This is a genomic window from Paracraurococcus ruber, from assembly GCF_004353985.1.
GTDB classification, from domain to species: Bacteria; Pseudomonadota; Alphaproteobacteria; order Acetobacterales; family Acetobacteraceae; genus Paracraurococcus; species Paracraurococcus ruber.
In genome coordinates this window covers 1-14,349 of the sequence record NZ_SMOA01000035.1, presented here as the reverse complement: position 1 = coordinate 14,349, position 14,349 = coordinate 1, and the positions used below count along the sequence as shown (strand labels likewise).

11 protein-coding genes are annotated in these 14,349 nt (G+C 73.0%); 8 read left to right on the top strand and 3 right to left on the bottom strand.

Translation table 11 applies throughout. The annotated features are described in order from the left end of the window. The first annotated feature begins 5 nt into the window (after positions 1 to 5). A complete protein-coding gene (locus E2C05_RS09365) occupies positions 6 to 1,505 on the top strand; it encodes a tripartite tricarboxylate transporter permease (RefSeq protein ID WP_133219351.1) in 1,500 nt (499 codons plus the stop codon). 193 nt (positions 1,506 to 1,698) lie between these two features. Here E2C05_RS09365 and E2C05_RS09360 read toward each other — a convergent pair whose 3' ends face one another. Then, positions 1,699 to 3,780, bottom strand: coding sequence for a methyl-accepting chemotaxis protein (locus tag E2C05_RS09360; RefSeq protein ID WP_133219350.1), 2,082 nt, complete (start codon positions 3,778 to 3,780; stop codon positions 1,699 to 1,701). A 297-nt stretch (positions 3,781 to 4,077) separates the two neighbouring features. On the opposite strand from E2C05_RS09360, the gene E2C05_RS09355 reads away from it, so the two are divergent. Both E2C05_RS09355 and E2C05_RS09350 read left to right on the top strand, forming a co-directional pair. Continuing rightward, the gene (locus E2C05_RS09355; protein WP_133219349.1) at positions 4,078 to 5,070 is read left to right on the top strand and encodes a tripartite tricarboxylate transporter substrate binding protein; all 993 of its coding nucleotides are present in this window, start codon (positions 4,078 to 4,080) and stop codon (positions 5,068 to 5,070) included. A 23-nt stretch (positions 5,071 to 5,093) separates the two neighbouring features. Continuing rightward, positions 5,094 to 5,990, top strand: coding sequence for an alpha/beta hydrolase (locus E2C05_RS09350; protein ID WP_133219348.1), 897 nt, complete (start codon positions 5,094 to 5,096; stop codon positions 5,988 to 5,990). Positions 5,991 to 6,064: 74 nt separating this feature from the next. Here the strand turns inward: E2C05_RS09350 and E2C05_RS09345 are convergent, their stop codons facing one another. Further along, entirely contained in the window at positions 6,065 to 6,850 is a 786-nt protein-coding gene (locus tag E2C05_RS09345) for an SDR family NAD(P)-dependent oxidoreductase (RefSeq protein WP_133219347.1), read from the bottom strand. 213 nt (positions 6,851 to 7,063) lie between these two features. Here E2C05_RS09345 and E2C05_RS09340 point away from each other — a divergent pair, with 213 nt between their 5' ends. From E2C05_RS09340 to guaA, 4 genes are all read left to right on the top strand, one after another. Next, complete coding sequence (locus E2C05_RS09340) at positions 7,064 to 7,732, top strand: haloacid dehalogenase type II (RefSeq protein WP_133219346.1); 669 nt, start codon at positions 7,064 to 7,066, stop codon at positions 7,730 to 7,732. Next, a complete protein-coding gene (locus tag E2C05_RS09335) occupies positions 7,729 to 9,060 on the top strand; it encodes an RsmB/NOP family class I SAM-dependent RNA methyltransferase (protein ID WP_133219345.1) in 1,332 nt (443 codons plus the stop codon). The genes E2C05_RS09340 and E2C05_RS09335 overlap by 4 nt, the downstream gene beginning before the upstream one ends. Before the next feature lie 35 nt (positions 9,061 to 9,095). After that, entirely contained in the window at positions 9,096 to 9,704 is a 609-nt protein-coding gene (locus tag E2C05_RS09330; RefSeq protein WP_133219344.1) for a GNAT family N-acetyltransferase, read from the top strand. 70 nt (positions 9,705 to 9,774) lie between these two features. Beyond that, complete coding sequence (gene guaA / locus E2C05_RS09325) at positions 9,775 to 11,370, top strand: glutamine-hydrolyzing GMP synthase (protein ID WP_133219343.1); 1,596 nt, start codon at positions 9,775 to 9,777, stop codon at positions 11,368 to 11,370. A gap of 543 nt (positions 11,371 to 11,913) precedes the next feature. Here the strand turns inward: guaA and E2C05_RS09320 are convergent. Continuing rightward, the gene (locus tag E2C05_RS09320) at positions 11,914 to 12,822 is read right to left on the bottom strand and encodes a family 16 glycosylhydrolase (RefSeq protein ID WP_158292034.1); all 909 of its coding nucleotides are present in this window, start codon (positions 12,820 to 12,822) and stop codon (positions 11,914 to 11,916) included. A gap of 454 nt (positions 12,823 to 13,276) precedes the next feature. On the opposite strand from E2C05_RS09320, the gene E2C05_RS09315 reads away from it, so the two are divergent. Continuing rightward, a complete protein-coding gene (locus E2C05_RS09315) occupies positions 13,277 to 14,275 on the top strand; it encodes an amino acid ABC transporter substrate-binding protein (protein WP_240046673.1) in 999 nt (332 codons plus the stop codon). Positions 14,276 to 14,349 lie beyond the last annotated feature (74 nt).

Genomic DNA, 14,349 nt, shown 5'->3' with positions numbered 1-14,349 from the left:
CGCGCATGCATGACCTGCTCCAGGCCGTCCAGCTCGTCGCCGCGCCGGACGTGCTGATCGCCATCCTCGCCTCGGCCATCTACGGGCTGGTGGTGGGGTCCCTCCCCGGCCTGTCCGCCACCATGGCGACGGCCCTGCTGGTGCCGGTGACCTTCTGGCTGTCGCCCATCGCCGCCATCGCCACCATCATCACCGCCTCCGCGATGGCGATCTTCTCCGGCGACATCCCGGGCTGCCTGCTGCGCATCCCCGGCACCCCGGCCAGCGCCGCCTATACCGACGAAGCCTATGCCATGACCCGCAAGGGCCAGGCGGAGATGGCGCTCGGCGCCGGGCTCTGGTTCTCCGCCATCGGCGGCATCGTCGGCACCCTCTCGCTCGTGCTGATGGCGCCGCTACTCGCAGAAATGGCGCTGTCCTTCTCCACCTACGAGTATTTCTGGCTGGCGCTGCTGGGCCTGATGTGCGCGACGCTGGTCGCGCGAAGCTCGCCCATCAAGGCGATCGCCGCCATGCTGCTCGGCCTGCTGATCGCCTGCATCGGCATGGAGAACCCGGCCGGCACGCCGCGCTTCACCTTCGGGCTGACCGACCTGCTGGGCGGGATCGAGCCGATCCCGGCCCTGGTCGGCGTCTTCGCGGTCAGCGAGGTGATGCGGGCCATGCTGACGCCCGAGCCGCCGCCGCTGCCCAAGCGCAAATTCGGCAGCATCCTGGCCAACCAGTGGATGCTGACCAAGAAGTACCAGTGGCCGATGTGGCGGGGGAACATCATCGGCATCATCATCGGCGTGCTGCCGGGCGCCGGGGCCGACATGGCCGCCTGGGTCAGCTACGCCATGTCGAAGAAATTCTCGAAGACGCCGGAGCTGTTCGGCACCGGCCACCCGGAAGGGCTAGTGGAGGCCGGCGCGTCCAACAACGCCTCCCTCGCCTCCGGCTGGGTGCCGTCCCTGCTGTTCGGCATCCCGGGCGACACCATCACGGCCATCGCCATCGGCGTGCTGTACATGAAGGGGCTGAACCCCGGCCCGACGCTGTTCACCGAACGCGCGTCCAGCATGTATGCGCTGTACCTGATCTTCATCCTGGCCAACATCATCATGATCCCGCTGGGCATCATCATGATCCGGCTGGCGAGCACGGTGCTGCGGGCGCCGCGCGCGGCGGTGATGCCGGTGATCCTGGTGCTGTGTGCGGTGGGGGCCTTCGCCACCGGCAACAACCTCTTCTCCGTGCTGCTGGTCGGGATCTTCGGCTGCCTGGGCTTCGTGATGGAGCGCAACGGCTACCCGGTCGCCGCCCTCGTCCTCGGCATCGTCATGGGCAACATGGTGGAGCAGAACTTCATCACCTCCCTCATCAAGTCCGATGGCGATGTGCTGCCCTTCTTCGAACGCCCGGTCTCCGGCGTGCTGGCGGCGCTGACCTTCGGCGCGCTGCTCTGGCCGCTGGGGGTGTGGGTGTGGAACCGGGTGCAGGGGCGGGCAGCCCGCGCCGCCTGACCCGGCTGCCGCGCCTGCCGGCCCGGATGCCGGCCGGCAGGCGCATGGCGGTCCGCGCATGGCCGCCATCGCGTCGGTGCCTTGCGCCGGCGGGCGCGCGATGCCGGGCCGCGTTGAGCCATCGCGCCGGCGAAGCAAGGCCCGCGGCGTGTCAGGCCTCAAGGCCCGCCCGAGGACATTCCGCCACGAATTCTCAGGCGGCGCGGATCTGGTCCAGGAAGCCGGCGACGCGGCTGCGCAGCGCCCCGGCATGCGTCGCCAGCCGGCCGGACGCGTCGCGCAGCCCCGCCCCCGCGCTGGCGGCGGCGGCCGCGCCCTCCGCCACCTCGGTGGTCCGGCGCGATACCTCGCCGGTGCCGTCCGACGCCTCGGCCACCGCGCGCCCGATCTCCCGCGTCGCCGCGGCCTGCTGCTCGGCCGCCGCGGCCACCTGGGTGGCGATGTCGCTCAGCCGCTCGATGGTCTCGCCGATCGCCCGGATCGCCGCGACGGCCCGCTCGGTCTCGGTGCGCATCTCCTGGATCTGGCCGCCGATCTCCTCGGTCGCCTTCGCCGTCTGGCCGGCCAGCGCCTTCACCTCCCCGGCGACCACGGCGAAGCCTTTGCCCGCTTCCCCGGCGCGCGCCGCCTCGATGGTGGCATTGAGCGCGAGCAGGTTGGTCTGGCCGGCGATGTCCGAGATCATGCGGCTGACATTGCCGATGCGCCCGCTCACCGCGACCAGGCCGGCCACGACCGCATCGGTGGCGCGCGCGCCCTCCGCCGCCTGCCGCGCCAGCGCCGCGCTGTCGCCGATCCGGCGCGAGACCTCGGCGATGGCCTGGCCGAGTTCCTCGGTCGATACGGCGACGGTCTGCACATGCCGCGAGGCGGCGCCGGCCGCCAGGCTCATCGAATCCGCCTGCGCCTGCGCCTCGGTCGAGGTCCGGCCGATCAGCTCGGCGGTCGCGCCGACCGGCGCCGTCGCGGCATCGAGGGCGGCGAGCAGGCTGGCGACCTCGGCCTCGAAGCCGCGGATCAATGCCTCCGTCCGCTCCGCCCGCGCGACCTTGGCGGCCTGCTCCTCGGCCGCCGCCGCGGCGGCGGCCCGCGCCGCCAGGGCATTGCGCCGCAGCACCTCGACCGCCTTGGCCATGCTGCCGATCTCGTCGCCGCGGTCCTGGGCCGGCACGGCGACGTCCTGGTCGCCCTGCGCCAGCCGCTGCACGGTCGCGGTCAGGCCCGCCACCGGCGCGACGATGCGGCGCAGCAGCAGCCAGGCCGCCCCGGCCAGCACCAGCGCAAAGAGCAGGATGGCGCCGACCGCGAGGCCGAGCCGCCAGGCGGCCGCGGCGCGCATCGCCGCCGCCTCGGCCATCGCATCCTCCAGCGCCGCCGCCTCCAGCGGGTCCACCAGGCGGCTGAGCGCCGGGCCGAAGCCGTTGTAGCGCTCGAGCGTCATCGGATAGCTGTCGCCGACCCGCCCGGCGGCCAGCAGCGCGGCGGCCTCGCGGTTCGCGCCGTCCATCAGGATCGCCTGCACGCGGGCCAGGGCCTCGGCGGTGCGGGGCGGGTTGTCCAGCAGCCCGACCAGCAGCCGCGCCCGTGCCCAGGTGACGGTCTTGGCCAGTTCGGCGGCGGCGCTCGCCTCCACCTCGGCCGGCGTCATGGCGCGGCCGCTGCGGATCGCGGTGCCGACGGGCACGATGCCGCGGACGGTCAGCGTCCGCATCTCGGCCGCCGTCCGGGCCAGCAGCGTCAGGGTGCCCAGCCGGTCCGAATGCCGCACCACGCCGGCATGCGCGATATCCAGCGCCGCATCCACCGCCGCCGTCAGCGGATCGAAGACGACGGCCGGCCGCGCATCGTCCGGGATGAGGCGGGCATCGGGGGCCTGGGCCGCGGCCGCGTGCAGGGCCTGCCGCAGCGGCGCCAGCCGCGCCAGCAGCGGCCCCAGCCGCGCCGGCACCGCCAGCAAATCCGGGTTGCCCGCGGCCCGCATGGCGTCCTGCGCGGCGGCGGCCGCACGGTCGGTCCGCGCCGCAAGCTCCTCCAGATGACGGATCTGGTCGGCCGGCGCCGCGACGCTGGTGCCGATGCGGACCTGCAGGAAGGCGCGCTCCACGGTCGCCGCATCGGCCAAGCGGAGCAGGGCGGCGGCGATGCGGGTGCCATCCTCCGCCCGCACGACATCGGCATGCCGGCGCCAGTGTTCCGCGGCCTGCCACCCGGCGATCAGCGCGCCGATCGTGAAGACGACCAGCATGGTCGCGGCGACAAGCTGTCGGATGCGCATCGGGCTCTCCCGGTCACAGGGCCTCGTCCCCGCGGCGCCGCGCCCGCAGCAGCGCGGCCGGGTCGGGGCCCGGCAGGGCCCATTGGCGAAGGGGGCGGGCGTTCTAGAGCCGCGGCGCTGAGCGAAGGATTAAGGCGCGCGCGGCGCACCACCCGTCCGGGCGCGGCACGGCGCGGGGGCTGCGGCGGCTGGCGCCGCCCCCCACGCCGTGCCGGGGACGCCTCACCCCCCCTCCCGACCCGGGCGGGCCGCTGATAACAATGGTTTCGCCAAAGAGATGCCGGAGGGGAAATGTCCATGACCCATGCCACGCGCCGCCGCCTGATCGGGACCGGGGCCACGCTGCTGGCGGCCCAGGCCCTGCCGCTGCCCGCCCTGGCCCAGCCGCGCTGGCCGGCCCGGCCGGTCCAGCTCATCTGCCCCTGGGCGGCGGGCGGCGGCACCGATGCCGTGCTGCGCATCATCGCCACCCTGCTCGAGAAGGATCTCGGCCAGCCCTTCAACGTGGTGAACCGCACCGGCGGGTCCGGCGTGGTCGGCCATGCCGCCATCGCCCAGGCGGCGCCCGATGGCTACACCATGGGCATGATCACCGCCGAGATCTGCATGCTGCACTGGCAGGGCCTGACGGAGATCACCTACCGCAACTACACGCCGCTCGGCCTGATGAACAACGACCCGCCGGGCATCCAGGTCAACGTCTCCTCCCCCCACCGCGACGTGAAGTCGCTGGCCGATGCCATCAAGGCCAGCCGCCCCGGCCAGCTCAAGGCCAGCGGCACCGGCCAGGGCGGCATCTGGCACCTGGCGCTGGCCGGCTGGCTTGGCGCCATGGGGCTGAAGGCCGACCATGTGCGCTGGGTGCCCTCCAACGGCGCGGCGCCGGCCATGCAGGACCTCGCCGCCGGCGGGCTCGACTTCACCACCTGCTCGGTGCCCGAGGCGCGGGCGATGCTGGATGCCAACCGCGCCCGGAGCCTGGCGGTGATGGCGCCGGAGCGGCTGTCCGCCTTCCCCAACATCCCGACCCTGAAGGAGGCGATGGGGGTGGACTACAACACCGGCGCCTGGCGCGGCATCGCCGCCCCGCTGAACATCCCGCAGGAGGCCGCGACCGCCCTCTCGGCCGCGCTGAAGCGGGTGTTCGACAGCGCCGAGTACAAGGAATTCCTGAACAACCGCGGCTTCGGCCTGGTCTATGCCGATGCGGCCGGCTTCGGGCGCCATCTGGCGGCGGCGGATGCCTCCCTCGGGGAGGCCATGAAGTCCGCCGGGCTGGCCAAGGCCTGATGCGCGGCGCGGCGGCCGGGCCGGTGGCCCTGCCTGCGGCCCTGGGGCGGCGGGGCCTGCTGGCCCCGCTGCTGGCCGCCCCGGCGCTGGTCGCCGCCCGCCCGGCCCGGGCGGCGCTGCCGCCCGGCAGCCACCGGGTGGAGTTCGCCGAGACCTGCGGCGTCGCGCCCGGGCCGATGGCGGTGTACCTGCACCGCCCCGCCGCCTGGCGGCCGGACGGGCCGATCGCCGCGGTCATGCATGGCGTGCAGCGCAATGCCGATGGCTACCGCGACGCCTGGGTCGCGCATGCCGAGGCGCTGGGCCTCCTGCTGGTCTGCCCCTGCTACGACGCGGCGCGCTTCCCCGGCGACCGCTGGTACAATTTCGGCAATGCCGTGGATGCCGAGGGCCGGCCGCAGCCGCCCGCCGCCTGGAGCTTCGCGGCGCTGGACCATGCGGTGGACGCCGCCCGCAGGGCCTGTGGGGCCGAACGCGAGGATTTCGCGCTCTATGGCCATTCCGCCGGCGCGCAATTCGTCCATCGCTACCTGCTGCTGACGCATGCGCCGCGGGTGTCGCGGCTGATCGTGGCGAATTCCGGCTGGTACAGCATGCCGCGCTGGGACGTGGCCTTTCCCTACGGCCTGGGCGGCACCGGCGCGACGGAGGCCGGGCTGGCCGCTGCGCTCGGCCGCCCGGTCACCATCCTGCTGGGGGAGGAGGACCGTGACCCGCAGCATCCGCAATTGCGGCGCGATGCCGGGTCCGATGCGCAGGGCACCAACCGCTTCGACCGCGGACATGCCTTCTTCGCCGCGGCGCAGGCGGCGGCGGCGCGGCTGCAGGCGCCCTTCGCCTGGCAATTGCGGACCGTGCCGGGCGTGGCGCATTCGAATGCCGGCATGGCCCGCGCCGCGGCGCCCCTGCTGCTGGGATGACCCGGCCGGGGTGAGACGGGCCGCGCGGGCGACAGCGACCCGCCGCCCGCGCGCCGCCATGCCCCGTCGGCGCGTCAGGGCTGCATGTGGCTGCCGCCGCTCACCGTCATGTTCTCGCCGGTGATGTAGACGGCGCCGTTGCTCAGCAGGAAGCAGATCAGCGGCGCCACCTCCTGCGGGTCGGCATAGCGGTTCAGCGGGATGCGGGACATCGTCTGCTCGGCGAATTTGTCGCTGCGGATCACCTCCGTCATCGGCGTCACCACCGTGCCGAAGCCCACCGAATTGCAGCGGATGCCGTAGCGCGCCCATTCCCGCGCCCCGGTCATGGTCATGCCGAACAGCCCGGCCTTCGCCGCCGAGTAGTTCACCTGGCCGATCGACCCGCGCTTGCCGGCGGTGGAGGAGATGTTGACGATGGCGCCGGTGGTGCCGGCGGGCTGCGGCATGCCCGCCTTGGCGCGGTCGATCATGTGCCGGCCGACCGCCTGCATCATCAGGTAGCAGCCGGTCAGGTTCACGTCGATCACCGCTTGCCACTGCTGCATGGTCATCTTGGCGAACATGGCCGGGCGGGTGATGCCGGCATTGTTCACCAGGCCATGCACCGCGCCGAAGCGCTGCACCGCCCGGGCGACGCAATCCTCGGAAAATCCTTCCTCCGCGACATTGCCCTGCACCGCCAGGATGCGCTCCGCGTCCATCTCGGCCGCGGTCGCGGCCAGCGTCTCCGGGTTGCGCTCCACCAGCACGACATTGCCGTCGAGGCCCAGCACCAGCTCGCTGATCGCGCGGCCGATGCCCTGGCCGGCGCCGGTGACGATGATGGTGCGGCCCGTCAGGGCCATCGGGTTCTGCATCCTGTTTCCTCCCGCCTCGTTGGGTCGAGCCCGGCAGTCTGCGCGCGGCGCCGCGGAAGGGCCAGACCGGCCGGCCGCATGCGGCGGCGGCCCCTGGCCAGCGGCCCGGAACGGCGCCTATTCCAACCCTCCGCAGGCCGCCGCGAGCCCCGCCGGCCCCCGCCCCCTGGCCCACCCCCTGGCCCCCCCTGGCCCGCCCCCCTGGAGAAACCGATGCCCGCCCCGAACGCCGCCGTCTTCGACGCCTATGGCACGCTGCTGGACGTGCATGCCGCGGTCGGCCGCCATGCCGCGCGGCTGGGCGCGGCGGCGCCGGCCGTCTCCGCCCTCTGGCGCGCCAAGCAGACCGAATGGAGCTGGATCCTGTCCGCCACCGGCGCCTACGAGCCCTTCTGGTCCCTGACGGAGAAGGCGCTGGACCATGCGCTGGCGGTGCATGGCATCGCCGATCCCGGGCTGCGCGCCGACCTGCTCTCCGCCTACCGGGCGCTCGACGCCTATCCCGAGGCGGCGCCGATGCTGCGGGCGCTCCGCAGCCGCGGCATCCCGACCGCCATCCTCTCCAACGGCTCGCCGGAGATGCTGGACAGCTCGGTCGCGGCCGGCGGCCTCGGGCCGCTGCTGGACGAGGTGCTGTCGGTGCATCCGCTGCGCTGCTTCAAGCCGGACCCGCGGGTCTATGCCCTGGTGCCGGCCCGCTTCGGCTGCCAGCCGCATGAGGTGGCCTTCGTCTCCTCCAACCCCTGGGATGCCTACGGCGCGCAGCGCTTCGGCTTCCGGGTCTTCTGGGTGAACCGGGCCGGCGGCCCGGCGGAATACTGGTTGGACCGGACGGCGACCATCCTGCCGGACCTCGCCAGCCTGCCGGACCGCCTGGCATGACGCCGGCCGCCCGCCTGGCCGCCGCCATCGACCTGCTGGCGGCGCTGGAAGCCCAGCCGAGGCGCCCTGCCGACGCCATCGCCAACGACTTCTTCCGCACCCGCCGCTACATCGGCGGCGGCGACCGGCGCGCCATCGCCGACCGCGCCTGGGGCGTGGTGCGGCAGCGGCTGCGGCTGGACTGGTGGCTGGCCCAGGTGCAGTGCCGGCCGACCCCGCGCATGCTGGTGGCGGCGGAGCTGCTGCTGGCCGAGGGGCTGGAGGCGGCCGGCGTGGCGAAGGCCTTTCCCGGCGGGCAATACGCGCCCGAACCGCTGAGCGTGCCGGAGGAGAAATTGCTGCGCGCCCTTGCCAAGGCGCGGGAGCAGGCGGCGGGCGTGCAGGGCCTGGTCCACCCGGCCATGCCCGAGGGCGTGCGGCTGAACCTGCCGGACTGGGTGATCCCCGGCTTCCGCGCCCGCTTCGGCGACCGCCTGGCCGAGGAGGCGGCGGCGATGGAACAGCCCGCCCCGCTCGACCTGCGGGCCAACCTGCTGAAGACATCCCGCGAGGCGGCCGCCGCGGCCCTGGCGGCCGAGGGCCTCGAGACCGAGCCGACGCGCTGGTCGCCCTGGGGGCTGCGCCTGCCCTCCCGCCGGCCGGTCACCGCGACCGCCGCCTTCACCGAAGGGCTGATCGAGGTGCAGGACGAGGGCAGCCAGCTGATCGCCCTGCTGACCGATGCCCGCCCGGGCCTGCGCGTCGCCGATCTCTGCGCCGGGGCCGGCGGCAAGACCCTCGCCCTCGCGGCATCCATGCGGAACAAGGGGCGGCTGACCGCCTGCGACGTCTCCGCCCCCCGGCTGGAGGGTGCGGTGCGGCGGCTGCGCCGCGCCGGGGTGGACAATGCCGAGCGGCACCTGTTCGAACCCGGCGACCGCTGGGCGAAGCGCCGCGCCGGTCAGTTCGACCGGGTGCTGGTGGATGCCCCCTGCACCGGCACGGGCACCTGGCGTCGCAATCCCGACGCTCGGCTCCGCACCGGTTCGCGGGACCTCGATGAGCTTTGCGTGAAGCAGCGTGAAATTCTGGACATGGCCGCGGAACTCGTACGTCCCGGCGGGCGTCTGGTCTACGCTACCTGTTCGTTGCTGCCCGAGGAGGATGAGGACCAGGTCTCGGCCTTCCTCGGCCGCCATCCCGGCTTCGTCCCGCTGCCCCTGGCCGAGGCCTGGGATGCGGCGGGGCTGCCCGGGGATCCGCCGGCCGAGGGCCCCTACCTGCTCACCAGCCCCGGGCGGCACGGCACGGATGGCTTCTTCGCCGCCGTCCTGCAGCGAGGGCCCTGACACCAGGGCGAGACCAGGGAAGGGATGCGTCCAGCATGATCTGCATCCGCCGTGCCGGGCCGGCCGACGCCACCGCCATCGGGGCCGTCCATGTCGCGACCTGGCGTTCCTCCTATGCCGGCGTGCTGCCGGAAGCCTACCTCACCGGTCTCTCTTCCCTGCGGCACGCGCTGGGCTATGAGCGGGCGATCGCCGACCGCCGGCATGGCCATGCCGTCTTCGTCGCCGTCGCCTCCGGCCCCGATGCGCCGGGCGGCCGCCCGGGCCCCGAGGGCGGGACCATCATCGGCTTCGTCTCCGGCGGCCATGCCCGGCGGGACTGGCTGGCCCAGGGGAAGCTGCAGGGCGAGGTGCAGGGGGAGGTGGAGACGCTCTACCTGCTGGAGGACTACCGCGACCGCGGCATCGGCCGGCGGCTGATGCGGGCCATGGCGGCGCATCTGGCGGCGGTGGGCTGCCGGTCGGCGATGCTGTGGGTGCTGCGGGACAACCCGACGCGCTGGTTCTACCAGCGCCTGGGCGGCCGGCAGGCCGGGCGGGAGATGATCCGCTTCGCCGGCCAGGCGATGGAGCAGCTCGCTTTCGTCTGGGACCCGATCGACACCCTGCTGGCGGCTACGGCGACGGCGCCGGAAGGGTCCTGACGGGGCCGCCGCGCGGCCGCGCCGGGACCGCAACGCTTGCGGCGGACGGGGAGCTATGCTGCAAGGCGCCATGAACGCGCCCGCCACCGTTGGCCCCGCGGCCGCGCCCGTCGCCGCGGGCCATGACCGCATCCTCATCCTCGATTTCGGCAGCCAGGTCACCCAGCTGATCGCCCGAAGGCTGCGCGAGACCGGGGTGTATTGCGAGATCTGGCCCTACACGGCGGAGGACGCGCGGATCCGCGCCTTCGCGCCGAAGGGCATCATCCTCTCCGGGGGCCCGGCCAGCGTCACCGTGGGCGATTCGCCCCGCGCCCCGGCCTATGTCTTCGAGAGCGCGCTGCCCGTGCTCGGCATCTGCTACGGGCAGCAGACCCTGGCGACCCAGCTCGGCGGGCTGGTGGAGGGCGGGCACCCCGCCGAATTCGGCCGCGCGCATGTGGACGTCACCGGCGAATGCGCCATCACCCAGGGCATCTGGGCCAAGGGCGCGCGCGAGCAGGTCTGGATGAGCCATGGCGACCGCATCACCCGGCTGCCCGCCGGCTTCCGCGTGGTGGCGAGCAGCGAGGGCGCGCCCTTCGCGCTGATCGCCGATGACGCCCGGCACTACTATGGCACCATGTTCCACCCCGAGGTGGTGCACACGCCGCATGGCGGCGCGCTGCTGCGCAACTTCACCCACCTGGTCTGCGGCTGCCGCGGCGACTGGACCATGGGCGCCTTCCGCGCCGAGATGGTGGCGCGCATCCGCGCCCAGGTCGGCACGGGGCGCGTGATCTGCGGCCTGTCCGGCGGCGTCGACAGCTCGGTCGCCGCGGTGCTGATCCATGAGGCGGTCGGCGACCAGCTCACCTGCATCTATGTCGACCACGGGCTGATGCGGGCCGGCGAGACGGAGCAGGTGGTCAGCACCTTCCGCGACCGCTTCAACATCAGCCTGGTGCACCGCGACGCGTCCGACCTGTTCCTCGGCCAGCTTTCCGGCGTGACGGACCCGGAGGTGAAGCGCAAGACCATCGGCCGGCTGTTCATCGAGGTGTTCGAGGAGGAGCAGGCGAAGCTCGGCGGCGCCGATTTCCTGGCGCAGGGCACGCTCTATCCGGACGTGATCGAGAGCGTCTCGGCCACCGGCGGCCCGTCCGTCACCATCAAGTCGCACCACAATGTCGGCGGCCTGCCCAGCCATATGCGCATGCGGCTGGTCGAGCCGCTGCGCGAGCTGTTCAAGGACGAGGTGCGGGCGCTGGGCCGCGAGCTGGGCATGCCGGAGGCGATCATCGGCCGGCACCCCTTCCCCGGGCCGGGCCTCGCCATCCGCATCCCGGGCGAGGTGACGCGGGAAAAGGCCGACATCCTGCGCAAGGCGGACCTCATCTACCTGGAGGAGATCCGCGCCGCCGGCCTGTACGATGCCATCTGGCAGGCCTTCGCGGTGCTGCTGCCGGTGCGCACCGTGGGCGTGATGGGCGATGGCCGCACCTACGACCAGGCCTGCGCGTTGCGCGCCGTGACCAGCACGGATGGCATGACGGCCGATGTCTATCCCTTCAGCATGGAATTCCTGACACGCGTCGCTGGCCGCATCGTCAACGAGGTGCGCGGCATCAACCGCGTGACCTACGACATCACGAGCAAGCCGCCCGGCACCATCGAGTGGGAGTGAGGCGGCCCGCGGCGCGCGACACCGGAGCCGCGCCGCCGCATCGCCGCCGGCCGCGCCGAGGGTACGCCCCGGCGCGATCCAGGCCGCCCGCAAGCCCGTCGCGCGGCGCCCCCGGGCCAGGGGCGGATCGCCGAAGGGCGTGACCATGGCGGCGCAGGCGCCCGCATCCCGGCCAAGGCGCCGGACTGGCGAGGCGCTGCGTCGCGTCCGGCCCGGGTAGGGCCGCCGCGCCGCGCCCCCTGCCCGCAGCGGCCCGCAGCCTCGACCGACCGCAGGCGCGCCCGGGTGGTGGCCGGAGGCATGACTTCGGCGCCGGCTCACCGGTGCGGGGGTGGCCGCGCGCCAGGCGCTGGCCGACCCGCGGCGGCCGGCGCAGGCGCACCCGGTGCATTGAGGCGTGCGGCGCCGCCCCGGCCGGGGTTGGCGAGGACGCGTCCGCCCCCCGTAGCGGAGACGGGACCAGCCCAGGCGCCCCGGCCGCGACGCATGGCACGACGCCGGACGCCGTCGCGACGTCCGGGCGGCCCGGGCCGCGCCGTCCCTTCAGGTCAGGATGTAGTCGCTGGACTTCAGGTCGCTGACGCCGGGGAGGCGGATCTCGTCCCAGGCCCAGTTCTCGGCGGTGATGCGGAAGGTGCCGCCGCCAAGGTTGTCGATGCGCGCGCCGGCGCCGTAGCCATCCAGGCTCAGCAGCGTCTCGCCCTGCTGGAAGTTGTCGACGACATGGCCGACGCCGATCGTGTCAAGCCGCACATGGATCACCGGGCGGTCGCCGCCGGACGCCGGTGCGGAAATGATGTCTACCGCGGCCGGCGCGGAGACGGACACGGACGCCGTCGGCGTGTCCTGGCGCGTCGTCTCCTCCGGCGTCTCGCTCCGGGTGACGCTGCCGCCGCCGCCGTTCGGCGAATAGCCGATCTCGTAGACGGTGATGGAGGTGTTCCAGCCGCGATTCATGATGCTCATCGTCTGGTTGACGCCGCCATGGTCGTAATCGGCGGAGACGTTGTCGGTGTAGCTGCCGTAGGTCCGGCCATCCACCGCGACCGTGACACGGCCAGGCTGCCAGTCGAGCGTGTAGGTGTGCGTCTGGCCGGCATCGAGACCCGAATACTCGATGACGCGGTAGCCGTCGCGGCCGCCATTGTCCCAGTGCAGCGCGCTGTAGGCGTGGCCGTTGATGAACTCGACGATGTCCATCTCGGGGCCCGGCCACTTGTCGTTGCCCGGCCACAGCAGCGCCGCCGGCCCGGCATCGTAGCCGTTCAGCTTGGCGACGACGGTGTAGGTGCCGTAGCCATGGCCGGCGGCGGCGCCCCAGGGCTGCTCCATCATGCCGCTGTCGCCGCTGACGGTGACCTGTCCGCGCACGCTGGTGTCGATGCCGCTACCCCAGCGATGCGTCAATGCGCCGACGCCATTGTCGAAGCTCTCGAAGAATGGGCTGCTCAAAGCGATGTCTCCCGATGGCTGTGCTTCGGCCGCAAGAGCAGCCCGCCGGTCGCGCGGCGCGCAACCGGACATGGCCGGGGATCAGATGCCCCCGAACCTTCCACTCTCTCGCGTCAAATGCCGACGCGGCATGCGACGGCGTTCCCGGTTAGACCGATGCTGCTGTGCAGCGCAAGGATTGAACATAATATACGTTTCTGTTTGGCAAATGTGAGAGCGTGTCGCCACCAGCGTTCTTACCCACTCGTTCCTGGCACGGAAGCTGCAGGAAACGATCTCGCTTCGCGGGCGTCGGCATGCCGTTGCATCGTCGGCGGCAGCCCGGATCTGCAGGACGGGCGACAGCCCATGCTTGCATGACGGGCGGCGGCACGCCGAAGCTGCAACGCGGGCCGCAGCAGCGCGGCTTGGAGAAGGACAGGGCGTGATGGTTCAGTGGGCGGGACGCGCCGGCATGGCGCTCATCGGGTTGGCACTCGCGGCAACGACGGCGCTGGCGCAGACAGCGCCGGACACGCTCGGCGCCATCCGCGCGCGCGGGCAGCTGGTCTGCGGCGTCTCCATCAACGCCGTCGGCTTCGCGCTGCCGGATGCGCGCGGCAACTTCACCGGGCTGGACGTGGACACCTGCCGCGCCGTCGCCGCCGCGGTGCTAGGCGATGCGAACAAGGTGCGCTTCGTCCCCACCACCTCGCAGGTGCGCTTCACCGCGCTGCAGTCGGGCGAGGTGGACATGCTGGCGCGCAACACCACCTGGACCATGGGCCGTGAGGTGCAGCTCGGCCTCGCCTTCGCCAGCGTGAATTTCTACGACGGCCAGGGCTTCATGGTGAAGCAGTCGCTCGGCGTCAAAAGCGCGAAGGAGCTGGACGGAGCCACGGTCTGCGTGCAGCCCGGCACGACGACGGAGCTGAACCTGGCAGACTACTTCCGGGCCAACCGCATGCGCATGACGCCGGTGGTGATCGAGCAGCCGGAGGAGATCCGCCAGGCCTTCCGCAGCGGCCGCTGCGACGCCTACACGAACGACGCCTCCTCGCTCGCCAGCTTCCGCGCGGCGGAAGGGCGGGAGGGCGAGCAATACGTGCTGCTGCCCGAGATCATCTCGAAGGAGCCGCTGGGCGCGGTGGTGCGCAAGGGCGACTGGCGCTGGTTCGACGTGGTGCGCTGGTCCCACTTCGCCATGGTGACGGCGGAGGAGCTGGGCATCACCAGCAAGAACATCGACAGCTTCATGAACAGCCCGAACCCGGATGTGCAGCGGCTGCTCGGCCGGTCGGGCGAGTTCGGCCGGGCCATGGGCGTCGACAACGAATGGGCGGTGCGGATCATCCGCCAGGTCGGCAATTTCGGCGAAAGCTGGGAGAGGAACATCACCCCCATGGGCGTGCCGCGCGGCATCAACGCGCTGTGGACCCAGGGCGGCCTGCAATACGCGCCGCCGATCCGCTGAGGCCGCAGCGCGCCGGCGGCGCGGCCGCCGCCCGCGGCGCCGCCAGGCGGCCGGCATCCATGCCGGCCGCCTGG

Bases quoted from the DNA above. Each gene is read 5' to 3' on its own strand.
- E2C05_RS09365 (WP_133219351.1), top strand. From the start codon at position 6: ATGCATGACCTGCTCCAGGCCGTCCAGCTCGTCGCCGCGCCGGACGTG.
- E2C05_RS09360 (WP_133219350.1), bottom strand. From the start codon at position 3,780: ATGCGCATCCGACAGCTTGTCGCCGCGACCATGCTGGTCGTCTTCACG.
- E2C05_RS09355 (WP_133219349.1), top strand. From the start codon at position 4,078: ATGACCCATGCCACGCGCCGCCGCCTGATCGGGACCGGGGCCACGCTG.
- E2C05_RS09345 (WP_133219347.1), bottom strand. From the start codon at position 6,850: ATGCAGAACCCGATGGCCCTGACGGGCCGCACCATCATCGTCACCGGC.
- E2C05_RS09340 (WP_133219346.1), top strand. From the start codon at position 7,064: ATGCCCGCCCCGAACGCCGCCGTCTTCGACGCCTATGGCACGCTGCTG.
- E2C05_RS09335 (WP_133219345.1), top strand. From the start codon at position 7,729: ATGACGCCGGCCGCCCGCCTGGCCGCCGCCATCGACCTGCTGGCGGCG.
- E2C05_RS09330 (WP_133219344.1), top strand. From the start codon at position 9,096: ATGATCTGCATCCGCCGTGCCGGGCCGGCCGACGCCACCGCCATCGGG.
- guaA (WP_133219343.1), top strand. From the start codon at position 9,775: ATGAACGCGCCCGCCACCGTTGGCCCCGCGGCCGCGCCCGTCGCCGCG.
- E2C05_RS09315 (WP_240046673.1), top strand. From the start codon at position 13,277: ATGGCGCTCATCGGGTTGGCACTCGCGGCAACGACGGCGCTGGCGCAG.